This is a genomic window from Thermoanaerobaculia bacterium (assembly GCA_035260525.1).
GTDB lineage: Bacteria > Acidobacteriota > Thermoanaerobaculia > UBA5066 > DATFVB01 > DATFVB01.
Genome location: DATFVB010000264.1, coordinates 1 through 14,415, shown reverse-complemented (window position 1 = coordinate 14,415; position 14,415 = coordinate 1). Strand labels below are relative to the sequence as shown.

Annotated in this window: 6 protein-coding genes; all 6 read right to left on the bottom strand. The window is 68.9% G+C overall.

The features are described 5' to 3' along the window. Positions 1-286, bottom strand: a 286-nt coding sequence (locus VKH46_12810) for a protein kinase (GenBank protein HKB71718.1), incomplete at its 3' end; no start/stop codon positions are given. Further along, complete coding sequence (locus VKH46_12805) at positions 283-2,967, bottom strand: protein kinase (protein ID HKB71717.1); 2,685 nt, start codon at positions 2,965-2,967, stop codon at positions 283-285. The genes VKH46_12805 and VKH46_12810, both read right to left, overlap by 4 nt. A 52-nt stretch (positions 2,968-3,019) precedes the next feature. After that, positions 3,020-5,710 (bottom strand): protein kinase, encoded by a 2,691-nt coding sequence (locus tag VKH46_12800; protein HKB71716.1) that lies wholly within the window; start codon positions 5,708-5,710, stop codon positions 3,020-3,022. A gap of 13 nt (positions 5,711-5,723) precedes the next feature. Next, positions 5,724-8,396 (bottom strand): protein kinase, encoded by a 2,673-nt coding sequence (locus tag VKH46_12795; GenBank protein ID HKB71715.1) that lies wholly within the window; start codon positions 8,394-8,396, stop codon positions 5,724-5,726. Between the two features lie 739 nt (positions 8,397-9,135). Next, complete coding sequence (locus VKH46_12790; protein ID HKB71714.1) at positions 9,136-11,796, bottom strand: protein kinase; 2,661 nt, start codon at positions 11,794-11,796, stop codon at positions 9,136-9,138. 112 nt (positions 11,797-11,908) lie between these two features. Next, the coding region (locus VKH46_12785; GenBank protein ID HKB71713.1) for a protein kinase at positions 11,909-14,415 on the bottom strand (2,507 nt) is incomplete at its 5' end.

The window sequence follows — 14,415 nt, the reverse complement described above, 5'->3', positions numbered from 1 at the left end:
TTTCTCCTTCCAGGAGCTCCATGACGGCGTAGGCGACCCCACCGTCCGTCCCGAAGTCGTGGATTGCCAGGATGTTCGGGTGATTCAACGCCGCGACCGCGTGCGCTTCGCGCTCGAAGCGCGCGAGCGCGTCAGAATCGTTGGCGAGCGACTCGGGGAGGACCTTGATCGCGACGAAGCGGTTGAGCTTCGTGTCCTTCGCCTTGTAGACCTCGCCCATGCCGCCGGTGCCCAGCGGCGCGAGGATCTCGTAGGGTCCGAGCCGGGCTCCGGCGGCGAGCGTCATTTCGGTGAGCTCTCCGCCGCGAGCGTCAGCAGCCAGAGCGAGGACCCGCCGTTGGATTTCGAATACACGAGAAAGCTGCCGTCCGGCGCCATGCTGGGCTCCTCCAGGAACAGGCCGGATTCCGGGAAACGGGTCACCTGCTGCGGCGTACCGCCGTCGGACGGCACCCTCCAGATGTTCCGGTGGCTCGGCTGGTAGAAGACCCATCGGCCGTCGGGAGAGACGAAAGAGTGCCGCAGGCGCTCGTCGGAGGAGACGAGGACCTTCGTGTCCTTGCCGTCCGACGAAACGCGGAGGAGCCGGTACTTCTCGCCGGCGGCTTCCTCCACCGCGATCCAGCGCCCGTCGGGCGACCAGGCGCCGTCGTACTTGTCCGAAGGCGATCGGGTGATCTGCCGAAGGCTCTTGTCTCCGAATCGGAACGCGAAGACCTGATCCCACCCGCCTCCCCGGTTGGTGAAGAGAATCTCCCGGCCGTCGGGCGAGAACGGCCCCGAATTCGCGAACAGAGTCTCGAGAGTCGTCAACTCGTCGGCCTGGCTCCCGTCCGGCGATACCGACCACACGGCGCCCTTTCCCGTCCGCTCCACCATGCGGGTGACCGCGATCCGTTTTCCGTCGGGGGACCAGTGCGGCTCGTTGACGCCGAGGTCTTTTCCGGGAAGCTCGATTCTCTCCGACCGCTTCGCATCGCGATCGTAGATCCAGAGGTCTTCCGATCCGAGCCGGTCGCTGTCGTACGCGATCTTCCGTCCGTCGGGAGAAACGGCCGGGTAGCGATCGAGTACGTGCCCGGTGTCGAGGGGCTCCTCCGGACCGGAAGGGCCGCTCCCGTCGGGCTTCATCGGAAGAAGTGTCAGATTGAGCGAGCCCTCGAGCTCGGCGATCGCGATGCGGCGCCCGTCGGCGGCGATCGCAGTGTCACGGAGGATCCCGGTCATCACCGCGATCGGGACCGGCCGCCCGGCGACCTTTCCGTCCGAGACCGCAACCGTCTCGACACGGGTGCCTCCCGACGGCTCCTGGTTGAGGTAGACGATCCGGCCGTTCTTCGCGTCCCACGCGTGGCTCGCGGCCCGCGGGAGGAGGAAGCGGGGCGCGGCGCCGCCCGCCGCGGAAACGGCGAAGAGCGCGCCGTCGGGAGCCGTCTCGAAGCTGATCCAGCGTCCATCCGGCGAGTAATGGATGCGGGTGATCTCGTACCTCGACTGGGCGGACGCGAGGATCGTTCGGGGCGCGCCTCCGTCGACCGGAATCTCGAGGATCGACCGGTGCGACTCCGGGCCGCTGACGTACGCGATGCGCTTGCCCGAGGAGTCCCACGCCGGCGCATTTGCGTCCGCGGCGAGCCGGCGCGCCTGGCCCCCGAGCGACGGCACGACCCAGAGATCCCCGCCGAAAACGCGGAACTGGAACCCGAACGCGGCGCCGGTGCGGATCATGCCGGTCCGCGACGAGCGCGTGGAGACGAACGCGATCGAGTTCCCGTCGGGGGAGAAGGCGGGCTGGAAGTCCTCGCCCGGGTCGTTCGTGACGTCGATCTCGTGTCCGCCGTCGACGCGGCGCACGTAGATCTCGAAATTGCCGCTCCGGTTCGACGCGAAGGCGAGGAGCGCCCCGTCCGGAGACCACGTGGGCCACTCGGAAATTCCGGGATCGTGGCTGAACCGCGCGACGCCCGCGAGCGCCGGACCTGCCGCCGGGGGCTTCCGCAGGGCGGAGGATCCGAGCCAGCCGGCGAGGGCCGCGGCGACGAGCGCGGCGGCGACGGCGAGAACGCGTCCTCGGCGCCGCTCCGGCGGCGCGGCGGCGACGGCGCCGGAGGCGGGCGCCGATGCGCTCTCGATCGCGAACGCGATGTCGCTCGCCGACTGGAATCTCTGCGCCGGCTTCTTCTCGAGACAGTGCCGGACGATCCGATCGAGCGCGAACGGAATCCGCGTCCCGGAAACGTCGAGCTCCTGCGGGTCCTCGCGGAGCACGGCGGTCATCGTTTCGGCGGCCGTTTCCCGCTGAAACGCACGCTTTCCGGAGAGCATCTCGTAGAGGACGGCCCCGAACGAGAAGAGATCCGAGCGATCGTCGACGGCGAGTCCCTTCACCTGCTCCGGCGACATGTAGCCGACCGTGCCCATCACCGTTCCCGGCTCGGTGAAGGCGGAGACCGTCGGGGAATGTGTCTCGTCGGCGGGGGTCGCGCGGTTGACCGCGGGTTTCGCGAGGCCGAAGTCGAGAATCTTGACGCGCCCGTCGTTGGTGACGAAGACATTGTCGGGCTTGAGGTCCCGGTGGACGATCCCCTTCGCGTGCGCGGCGGCGAGCCCGGCGCAGATCTGACGGGAGACTTCGATCGCCTGCCGAAGAGGGAGGGGACCGCCGGCGAGGCCGTCGCGGAGGGTCTCCCCCTCGAGGAGCTCCATGACGGCGTATGCGACGCCGCCTTCCGTTCCGAAATCGTGGATCGACAGGATGTTCGGGTGATTCAGCGCGGCGACGGCATGCGCCTCGCGTTCGAAGCGGGCGAGCGCGTCGGCGTCCCTGGCGAGCGCCTCGGGGAGGACCTTCACCGCGACGAAGCGGCCGAGCTTCGCGTCGCGGGCCTTGTAGACCTCTCCCATACCCCCGGCCGCGATCGGGGAGACGATTTCGTACGGGCCGAGCTTCGTTCCGGCGGCGATCATTCGCGATTCCCCGTCTCCGCGAAGCTTCTCGCGATCCGGCGTGCCGGGTTCGTCACCGCGCGACCTCCTGCGGTCCGTCGGTCGCATGGAGAACGACGTCGATCCGCGCTCCGGTGTCCCCGGCGGACTTCTTCTTTCGGATGAGATAGAAGCGCTTTCCGTCGGCGGAGAGGTCGTAATTGCTCGCGTACTCGGACCCCGCGGGATTCTCGATCGTGAAGAGCGGTTTCGGCTCCCCGTAGGAGAACGCCGGGGCCGTCCGGACCGGCACCGCCATCATCGTGTAACCGGAGATGAAGAAAAGCTCCTTTCCGTCGGTCGACCAGTGCGCATGGCTCCCGCCGTCGCGCGAAACCTGCCAGCGTCCCGCGAGCGTGGGGTACCCCTGGACGTAAATCTGCTCGCCCCGGCCGTAGTCCGCGGTGTAAGCGATCCGGCGCCCGTCGGGAGAGATCGCGGCGTTCATCTCGGGCGCGGGGGTCCCGAGGAGAGGGGTGACCGAGTGAAGGCCCGCGATCGCGACCGCGTCGACGTCGGCGCGGTGCCCGGCGAGCCCGAACCGCGTGACGAGGAGCACCGAGCCGTCCGGGCTGAACGAATCGACGGAGATCGGGACCGATTCGGCGAACCGGCAGAGGGGCTCGGGGGCGGCTCTCCCGTCGGCGGGGACCCGGACAAGATCCGAGCCCGCCGTCGTCGAATAGACGAGCGAGAGCCCGTCCCGCATCCACCGCACCGAGCCGGCCTTCCCGTCCGAGGTGAGCTGAAGCGTGTTGCCGTCGGCGAGGTCGGCGACCCAGACGTCGGTGCTGCTGCCCCCGCCGGGGCCTTCTCCGATCGCGAGGCGGCGGCCGTCGGGAGACACGGCGAGACTGTCGTAGCGTCCCGGCGGGATCGGAGTCGGAGAAACCTTTCCCGCCCGGTCGATCGTGACGATTTCGTCGATGTCGTGCGCCGTGACGCCGACGACCGCCGCGAGCGTGCCGTCGCCCGCCGCCGCCGCGAACGCGACGCCGCTCCGGAGGTCGCCGCCCACCCCGTGGAGGACGGGCGCCGCCGCTTCGCGGATCTCGCCGCCGGTGCCGGCGTGGGCGCGCAGAAGATCGCGGGCGTGCACGAGGAGATAGTCGTTCCCTCCGAGACTCCGGATCGTGCTCGCTCCCCGGTAGACGAGGCGCCGCTTCCCCCCGTGGATCGGAACGGCGTCGATCCGGGAGTCGTCGTAGTCTCCCGGCTTGTCCTGCGTCCCGACCGTGAAGAAGACGGTCTCGCCGTCCGGCGATAGTTCCGGCCACCGATGGCTCCTCTCCCCGGCGGCGACGTCGAGCGTCGTGAGCGGCTTCGGCGGCCCGCCGGAACCCGGCACGGTCCAGAGTCCCGAATTCACGGTCGGCGAAAAGACGATGGTGCCGTCGCGGCCCCACGCCGCGCCGCGGCATCCGCCGTCTTCGGCGAGATCGACGGCCGGGCCCCCCACCGCGGCGACCCTTCGGAGCTTTCCGCCCGCGCAGAACGCGAGCGATTCCCCGTCGGGAGAGAAGACGGGATCGAAGCCGTCGTCGGTTCCGCGGATCGGCGCCGCCTCGCTTCCGTCGAGGAAACGCAGGTAGAGCATGGCGCCATCCCGGGTCCGGCCGCGGAAGGCGACGCGCCTGCCGTCGCGAGAGATGGCGAGGATCTGCGCCTGGACCGGCGTGTCGGTGTCGAGGGCGACGCCGGCGGGGAGGGCGATCGAGAGCCGCGCGACCTCGGGACGGGAAGCTCGAGCCTTCCAGATCGCGACGGCCCCGACGGAGAGTGCGGCTGCCGCGATCGCCCAGGGGAGCCAGACCGTCCGAGACGGCCGCCGCGGTCCCGGCGACGCGCCGGCGGCCTCCGGCTCCGTCCCGCCGGCCTCGTCGAGCTCGATCCGCGCGTCGGCGGCGTCGTGGAGGCGATTTCGTGGATCACGTTCGAGGCAGCGGACGAGGAGCTTCCGCACGGCCGGAGGGGCGTCTTCGGGGAGAGCGCTCCAGTCGATCTCCTGCCGCAGGACGGCGGCGAGCGTGTCGGAGACGGTCTCCCCGGCGAACAGCCGCCGGCCGGTCAGCATCTCCCACAGCACGACGCCGAGCGCCCAGACGTCGGCCCGGCGGTCGGCGGTCTTTCCGCGCGCCTGCTCGGGACTCATGTACGCGGCGGTGCCGAGGATCATTCCCGCCTGCGTTCCGATCGAGAGCGTCGGTGAGTGCGAGAGGTCGGGCGAGGAAGACGAGGCGGCCGGATCGAGGGCCTTCGCGAGTCCGAAGTCGAGGACCTTCACCTTGCCGTCGTGATCGACCTTGACATTGGCGGGCTTGAGATCCCGGTGGACGATCCCCTTCTCGTGCGCGGCCTCGAGCGCTTCCGCGATCTGGCGGGCGATCGGGAGCGCCTCCTCGACCGGGATCGGCCCGGCTTCGATCCGGTCCTGGAGCGTCGGTCCTTCGACGAGCTCGAGAACGAGAGCCTTGACGGACGTCGAGTCCTCGACGCCGTAGATCGCCGCGATGCTCGGGTGGTTCAACGAAGCGAGGACGCGGGCCTCGCGCTCGAATCGCGCGAGGCGCTCCGGATCGGCGGCGAGGGATTCGGGCAGCACCTTGACCGCGACGGCGCGCTGGAGCTTGGTGTCCTTCGCCCGGTACACCTCTCCCATGCCTCCGGCGCCCAGCGGAGAGAGGATCTCGTAGGGACCGAGGCGGTCGCCGGATGCGAGCGTCATCGACTCCGTGCGCCTATTTTCGCACCGCCGCGTTCCAGTCCAAGACCACGGTCATCGGTGTCGAGGCGCCCGCGTTGGCCGATCCCATGATCAACAGCCGCTTTCCGTCGGGCGAGATGAGGATCTTGTTCCGCGCTCGGCCGGGCGCGAGGGCAATCGGAAAGAGCGCCTGTGGAACGCCCGCGTCGAACCCGGGCGCGGTCTTGACGTCGACCCGCATCAGTTTGCGATCCGCGGCGACGTAGTACAGACCGTGTCCATCGGGCGCCCAGATCGGTGAGCCGCCTCCATCGGTGGAGATCTGCCACTTCCGGCCCGGCTCGGGGAACGCCTGGACGTAGACCTCGAATCGGCCCGACTCGTTGGACGAATAGGCGATCCACCCGCCATCCGGAGAGAACGTTCCTCCGAGCTCGCCGAACGACGAGGGAGAGTAGGCCTTTCCGGGACCGCCGGCCGCGAGATCGGTGACGAATAGCCCGAACGCCAGCGTGCCCACGGTCCCCTTGATGGACTGGTAGAGCAGACTCTTTCCGTCCGGCGAAATCGCCAGCGTGAGCTGCGTCGGGGCCGCAGGAACGAGGATCTTTTCGTCAGGCGAATCGAGGGATCGCGAGACGATCGCCCATCGGCCGCCTCCCTCATCGCGGGAGTAGAGGAGGCTCTTTCCGTCCGGCGTGAAGAGCGGAGCGTATTCGGGCTTTGGGTCCGTCGTGAATCGCGAGCTCACGCCTCGCTTCAGGTCGCGCAGCCAGATGTCCTGGCTCTTCCCCTCGGCCCGGTCGACGGCGAGCCATCGCCCGTCGGGAGAGAGCGCGGGGTTTCGGCCGGTTCCGAGGTCGGCTCCCGCGTCGCTGTGTCCGTTCGAAACATCGATCCAGGCGAGCCGATTCTCTTCCGACTGCCCGGCCCGATAGACGAGCACGCCGTTCCGGGACGCCGAGAAGTCCGCCTGCCCGGCGTTCTGGATTCCAACGCCTTCCGCAACGGGGATCGGATCCCCGCGCAGTTTTCCCGAAGAGGGATCGATCCTCTGTGCGACGAGCGTGTTTTCCCTTACGAACAGCAGTTCGTCGGGCGGAGCGAACTCGACGCGGGAGAGGCCGCTCACTACCCGGTGGAGCCCGCCGCCGCCGAGCTCGGCGATCCAGACGCCGTTGTCGGCCTCCTTGCCGCCGTTGTTGATGAGGAGGAATCGCCTTCCGCCCGGAAGGAATTGCGGCCAGCCGACGCCGGTCAGGCCCTTGATGTTTGTCGCGACCTCGACCTTGGGAATTCCGCCGTCCGCGGCCACACGCCGGATCGGATCGCCGGCCGTGCCGTCGAAGAGGATCGTTCCATCCTCGCTCCACGTACCGTCGCCGAGGGTCGGGCTGTCGCAGATCTTCTGGGGCGGGCCACCGTCGAGCGGAATCTTCATCAGCTTGTCGCCGACGAAGTAGCCGACGAAGCGGCTGTCGGGGGACCAGAAGGGACGCACGAGCGTCGTCACACCCTCGGTGCCGGCGATCGGGCGCGCCGTCAATGCATCGAACGAACGCAGCCAGAGCTCGCTCTTCCCCTGCGCATCGGTTCCGACGAAGGCGACGTTCCGGCCGTCCGGCGAGACCTTCGGGGCGCCCATGAGCGTCAGTCCGGCCGGTTGGGGGATTTCGAAGCGCATGACGCGCTTCGGCGCGGGTGCTCTGCGCAGGAAGCCGATTCCCAGCGCGATCGCCGCCATGCTCGCCGCGGCCGCGACCGCCCAGGCCGTCCTCTCGCGACTCCGGCGCCGGGCCACGACGACCGCCGGCGCTCCCGCCTGCGAGCCGCCCTCGGCGATCCACTGGAGCTGGAGCTTGACGTCGTGGGCCGTCTGGAACCGGTCGTCGGGCTCCTTGGCGAGACACGTCTGGACGAGCCGGTCGAGGGCCGGCGGCGTCATCGGCTGGATCGAGGAGATGGGAGCGGGCTGGTCCTTCAGGATCGAACCGATGAGCGACGCCCGGCTCTTTCCCGAGAACGCCTTCCGCCCGGTCGCCGTCTCGTAGAGGACGCATCCGAACGCGAAGATGTCGCTTCGGGCGTCGGCGTCCTTCCCTTCGAGCTGTTCGGGCGCCATGTACTGGAATGTCCCCATGATCGTCCCCTGCTCGGTCAGGGCCGGGCGTGAGGGGGTCAGCTCGGTCGGCAGCGACGAGAGCTGCGAAATCTCGCTCTGGACGGCCGCCGCCCGATGCTTGGCCAGTCCGAAGTCGAGGAGCTTCACGCCCGAGCGGGTCAGCATGACGTTGCCGGGCTTCAAGTCCCGGTGGACGATTCCTTGCCGGTGCGCGGCTTCGAGCGCGTCGGCAATCTCGGTTCCGTACCGGATCACCTGGTCGGGCGGGAGCGGCCCGCTCTCGAGCCGCGTCGCGAGCGACTGCCCCTCGATGCACTCCATGACGAGGTACTCGACGCCGTCCTGGTTGCCGACGTCGTGGAGCGTGCAGATGTGCGGATGCGTCAGCGCGGAGATCGCTTTCGCCTCGCGCTCGAACCGCTGCCGGAGCTCGGAATTGGCCGAGAGATGCTCCGGAAGCACCTTGATTGCGACCTCGCGGTCGAGACGCGTGTCCTTGGCGCGGTAGACCTCGCCCATGCCACCGGCCCCCAGGGGAGAGATGACTTCATACGGACCGAGCTTCGTTCCGGCGGCGAGCGTCATGACAGCTTCCTTGCCGCGCCGAATCCGCCTTCGCCGAGGCTTCGGCGGGACCGAGGGCTCTCCGCTCCGAGGAGGGAGCGGATTTCGTAAGGTCCCAGCCGCGATCCCGTAGCCAGCATGTCGCTCCCGAGCCGTCAGCGGCCGCCGGCCTGCCCGCCCGGGTCCCGGCGTGTCTCATCCCGTTGTGCGGCGAAAACTGCTGGGATTCTATCTCGGTTCGGCGCGTGCGAGGGCGTCGGGCATTCGCCGGTTCAGGAATCCAGCGGGTACACGACAAGGCGAGGAACCAGGGCTTTTGACGCCTTCTCGATGCGGGGGACGACGAGCGCGGCGAGGCGCGAGCCCGGCGGGATGCGGATAGACGGCCGGCGGTGAAGGCGTAGCGGCAACCTACGTCGAGCCGCCGGCTGGCCTGTTCGCGCCTGCTCCGCCTTCGCTGAAGCTTCGGCGCGATCCTATAGGCCATCGACCGGCCCTTACGGCTCGCGCGAACTCACCACTGATCGCGCCGTAGCTCGGCAGAGCGGAGGCGGACCGGCTCGATGTATGGCCGCGCGCGGGGCGACGATCCTGGTTTGCGCGCATCTCAATTGACGATGCGAACGAGGCGCGGCAAGGCGCGAGCCCGGCGGGATGCGGATAGACGGCCGGCGGTGAAGGCGTAGTGGCAACCTACGTCGAGCCGCCGGCTGGCCTGTTCGCGCCCGCCCGGCTCGATGCATCGCCGCGCCAGCTTCATCTATTGGTGGAGGGTCTCCGGCCAGTGCAGCACCACCGTGATCGGCGCGATCTTTTCCCTGCCGACCGGGGACAGCAGGAGGAACTTCTGCCCGTCGCGGGTGACGAGGTAGGAGTTTCGCCGGTTCCCCGGCTGCAGACGGGCGTCGAAGAGGGCCTGCGGGACGCCCGCGGTGAACGTCGCGCCGGCCTCGACCGATGCCGCCATCATCTTCGCATCGAGACTCCGGAAATAGATCGTCTTCCCGTCGGCGCTCCAGTGCGGCTCGATGCCGCCCGCCGCCGAGACCTGCCATTTGCCGCCCGGACCCGGGAACTGCTGCACGTAGATCTCGAACCGGCCCGATTCGTTCGACATGTAGGTCACGTATCGGCCGTCGGGAGAGAACGTCGGAATGACCTCGGTGAACGCGCCCTGCACGAAGGGGAATGGCTTGGCCGTTCGGTCGGTCGGATACACCCAGATGTCCCAGGAACTCTTCGCCGTCAGCCGGTTCACGAGGATGAACTTCCCATCGCTCGACCAGTCATTGGCGAGCACCGTCTCGCCGCAGGACCAGAGCTCGGTCTCCGGTCCCGTGCCCGAGGCGTCCTTTGCGTAGAGAGCCGGAGGGCCCTTGCGGTCCGAGGAATACACCAGACGGCTTCCGTCCGGCGACCAGACGGGAGCGGTCTCGTTGGCAGGGTCGAACGTGAATCGCGAGGTCACGCCGCGGACGAGGTCGCGGATCCAGATGTCGCTCTTGTCGGATCGCGAATCGGAGAGGTCCATCGCCAGGCGCGTTCCGTCGGGAGAGAGCGCGGTCGACGCGTACGCGGCCGGCTTGTCGACGTCCGAGAGCTCCTTTCCGGACCGGTCGACCCACGCGAGGCGGTCCTCGTTCGTGACGCCGCCGCGGTAGACGAGCGCGCCGTTGGCGGAAACCGAGAAATCGGCGAGGCCGTTTCCGGTCGCCCCCATCCGCTCGGCGATCGGAACGGGCTCTCCGGTCAGCTTCAGGGCGGACGCGTCGAACGCCTGGGCCACGAGCGTTCCTTCCTTGACGTAGAGCAGGTCGCCGGGGAGCGCGTACTGGGCAAGCGAGTCGGAGTCGAGGACTTTCCTCGCCTTCTCCTTCGGGTCGAGGCTCGCCGCCATCAGGCGTCCCTGCCCCGTTCCGCCTCCGAATTCGAAATAGAGGAAATGCTTTCCGTCCGGGAGGAAGCTCGGCCATCCGACGCTCGCCCCGCCTTCGCCTTTCACCGCCGTCTGGGGGAGTCCTCCCGCCGCCGAGACGCGGCGGATCGGGTCGGAGGCCTGGCCGTCGAAGAGGATCGTCCCGTCCTTTCCCCAGGATCCGTCGGCGCCGGTCGTCGCATCGCAGATCGTCTGCGGGGGAGCCCCCGAGATGTCGACCTTCTTGAGCTTCCCCTCGGCGACGAAGGCGATGTGCCGGCTGTCGGGCGCCCAGATCGGCCGGTACGACGCCCCGTCGGTCCCCGGCACCGGCCGCGGATCGAGCGCCTCGAGCGGGCGCAGCCAGATCTGCGACTTTCCATCCACACTGCGCGCCGAGAACGCGAGGAGTTTGCCGTCCGGCGAGATTCGCGGTGCCTCGACGACCGAGAGCGCGTCGGGAAGCACGAGCTGGAAGCGGACGGGGGATGCCGGCGCGGGCTTGCGGCGGACGTAGCCATAGCCCAGAGCGATCACGCCGAGGAGGAGCACGGCGGCGGCCGCCCAGGCGATCTTCTCGCGGGTCTTCCGCCGCGACACGACGACGGCCGGCGCTCCCGCCTGCGAGCCACCCTCGGCGATCCACTGGAGCTGGAGCTTGACGTCGTGCGCGGTCTGGAAGCGGTCTTCCGGCTCTTTTGCGAGGCACGTCTGAACGAGCCGGTCGAACGCCGGCGGAGTCATCGGCGCGATCGACGAGATCGGCGCCGGTGTGTCGCGCAGGATCGCCCCGATCATCGAGGCGCGGCTCTTGCCCGTGAACGCCTTCTTTCCCGTCGCCATCTCGTAGAGCACGCAGCCGAAGGCGAAGATGTCGGTGCGCGCGTCGGCTTCCTTCCCCTCGAGCTGCTCGGGCGCCATGTACTGGAAGGTCCCCATGATCGTGCCCTGTTCGGTCAGGGCCGGACGCGAAGGGGTGAGCTCGGTCGGGAGCGACGAGAGCTGCGAGATCTCGCTCTGGACGGCCGCCGCGCGGTGTTTGGCGAGACCGAAGTCGAGGAGCTTGACGCCCGAACGGGTGAGCATGACGTTGCCGGGCTTCAAGTCCCGGTGGACGATCCCCGCCCGGTGCGCGGCTTCCAGCGCATCCGCGATCTCGACGCCGTAGCGGATCACCTGGTCGGGAGGCAGCGCGCCGTTTTCCAGCCGCTCGGCGAGCGACTGGCCGTCGAGGAGCTCCATGACGAGGTACTCGACGCCGTCCTGGTTGCCGACGTCGTGGAGCGTGCAGATGTGCGGATGGGTGAGCGCCGAGATCGCCTTCGCTTCGCGCTCGAATCGCTGCCGGAGCTCGGAGTTGGCCGAGAGGTGCTCGGGCAGGACCTTGACCGCGACCTCGCGGTCGAGCCGCGTGTCTTTGGCGCGGTAGACCTCGCCCATGCCGCCGGCGCCGAGCGGAGCAAGCACCTCATACGGCCCCAGGCGGGTTCCCGCCACAAGTGTCATGAATGGATCCTTGGCCGCCGAAGTGTCGGCGAAGGCGGACAAGTCGCGCCATAGCTCGCGTCAGCGAGCAACGGCGGATCATAGGGACCCAGCTTCGTTCCGGCGGCAAGCGTCATGGTTTCCTCAATCCTTCCATCCAGTCGAGGACGGCGACGGCGATCGGCTCGGCGGAGTCGCGCGGCGGGACCGTCACGAGAAAGCGCTGGCCGTCCGCCGAGACGTCGTAGTCGCTGAACATGCCGGTCAGGGTGAACAGCGAGCGCGGCGGATCGGCGTGGAGCTCGGGTCGGGCGGACAGGGCGGCCGCCATCACGGTCGGGCCGCTCACGAAATAGATCTCTTTCCCGTCGCGCCGCCAGCGCGGCCTTTCCCCTCCGTTGGTCGAGATCTGGACCTGGAGGGAAGGATCGGCCGCGGAACGGACGTAGACCTCGTCGCGGCCCGTGTCGTCCGCGACGAACGCCAGCCATTTCCCGTCGCGGGAGAACTGCGCCGCCGTTTCGGCGAACCGCGTCACCCGGAGGGGGCTCGGCTTCCCTCCACCGAGAGGAAACGTCCAGAGGTCATCGCGAGTGTCCGTCGCGCGCGTGCCGTACACGAGGGTCTTTCCGTCAGGAGAGACCGTGGAGGCCGACGCTCCCGCGACCGGCGCCGCGAAGAGCTTCCGGTCCTCGGCGCCGCCGGACGCCGGCGTGGAATAGATGTCGCCGTTTGCGCCGCTCCTCAACGACGAGAAGACGATCGTGCGCCCGTCGGGGGGCATCCAGACGGGGCTGAAATCCGCCGCCTTTCCCGACGTCACGCGGCTCTCGATCCCGCGGGCGAGGTCGAGAGTCCAGATGTTCTCGTTCCGTCCGTCAGCGTCCAGCTTCTCGAATGCGGTGCGGCTCCCGTCGGGCGAGATGTCGAAAAGCCCGTAGCGTCCGGGCCCGCCCAGGCTCTGGAGCCGGCGTCCCGACCGGTCGAGCCAGAAGAACTGCATGTTCGGATCGGCGCTCTGGTAGAGAAGCAGGCCGCTCGTGGAGACGCTGAAATCGAAACGGTGGTTTTCTCCGATCGGGAGAACGCTCTCGCCGACCGGCTCCGGATCGCCCGCGATCTTCGCGCCGGCGAGATCGATCCGCTGGGCGACGAGGGAGCCCGATTTCACGAAGAGGACGCGATCGGGAGGGGCGAAGGCGAGCGTCGAGATCGCGTGCGCCAGGTGCGTGATCTTTCGCGAGGAGAGCGACGTCAGAGCCATCCAGTGCCCCTCGGTCTGGTTCGCGTCGACGAGGAAGAGAACGCGATCCCCGTCGGGGAGCACGACCGGCCAGCGGTGCGCCTCGTCGCCGGGCGAAAGCGACGTGATTCGTTCGACCGGCCCTCCCCGCGCCGATACCCGGAAGAGGCCATCGTAGTCGTGGGGCACGAACACGATCGTGTCCGGGGTTCCCCACGAGCCGCCGGAGGGGGCCGGCGCATCCGCGAGGGCCTCGGGCGGCCCTCCGGCGGCCTCGATCTTCTTCAGCTTGCCGTCGGCGAAGAAGGCGATGAAGCGGCCGTCCGGCGACCAGAAAGGCATCCTCGCCCCGTCGGTCCCCGCGAGCTCGCGCGATTCGAGGGAGCCGATCGGCCGGACCCACAGCGTCTGCCGGTCGTCCTTCCGGTGTCCGACGAAGACGATCCGGCTCCCGTCGAAGGAAGCGGTGAGCGACGAAGCGAAATCGAACGCGGCGTTCGGCGGCCGGACGAGAGAGAGCCGGACCGCGCGCCGCGTTTCCTTTGGCGCGGAGGCGACGCGATACCAGCCGGCCGCCGCGGCAAGGACCGCGGCGCCCGCGACGAGCCACGCCGTTCTCTCGCGGCTCCGGCGGCGCGAGGCGACGACGGCGGGCGCTCCCGCCTGCGAGCCGGCCTCGGCGATCCAGGCGAGCTCGCTCTTGACGTCCCGGGCGGATTGCCATCGTTCGTCGGGGTCCTTGGCGAGGCACGTCCGCACGATGCGGTCGAGCGCGGGCGGAGTCATCGGCTGGACCGAGGAGATCGCCGGCGGCTCGCTCGACATGATCGAGGAGATGAGCGAAGCGCGGCTCGCGCCGGAAAACGCTTTCTTTCCGGTCGCCATTTCGTACAGCACGCAGCCGAGCGCGAATATATCGGTGCGCGCATCCGCCGGTTTCCCTTCGAGCTGCTCCGGAGCCATGTACTGAAAGGTTCCGAGGATCGTGCCGCGCTCCGTCAGTGGGCGCTCGCTCTCCGTCGGAAGGGACGTGACGTCCTCGCCGTCCGGCCGAGCCCCGATCGCCTTGGCGAGCCCGAAGTCGAGGAGCTTGACGCCCGACCGCGTGATCATGACGTTGCCCGGCTTCAAGTCCCGGTGCACGAGCGAGCGGCGGTGGGCCGTGTCGAGCGCTTCGGCGATCTGCTTTCCGAATTCCAGGACCTGCTCTCTCGGGAGCGGTCCGCGGGAGAGGCGGTCCGAAAGGATCTGTCCCTCGAGGAGCTCCATCACGAGGTACTCGGTCCCGTCCTGGTTTCCGACGTCGTAGAGGGCGCAGATGTGCGGATGCGAGAGCTGGGAGACGGACTTCGCTTCCCGTTCGAACCGCTGCTTGAACTCGGCGTTCTGCGAGAGGT

Bases quoted from the DNA above. Each gene is read 5' to 3' on its own strand.
- VKH46_12805 (HKB71717.1), bottom strand. From the start codon at position 2,967: ATGATCGCCGCCGGAACGAAGCTCGGCCCGTACGAAATCGTCTCCCCG.
- VKH46_12800 (HKB71716.1), bottom strand. From the start codon at position 5,710: ATGACGCTCGCATCCGGCGACCGCCTCGGTCCCTACGAGATCCTCTCT.
- VKH46_12795 (HKB71715.1), bottom strand. From the start codon at position 8,396: ATGACGCTCGCCGCCGGAACGAAGCTCGGTCCGTATGAAGTCATCTCT.
- VKH46_12790 (HKB71714.1), bottom strand. From the start codon at position 11,796: ATGACACTTGTGGCGGGAACCCGCCTGGGGCCGTATGAGGTGCTTGCT.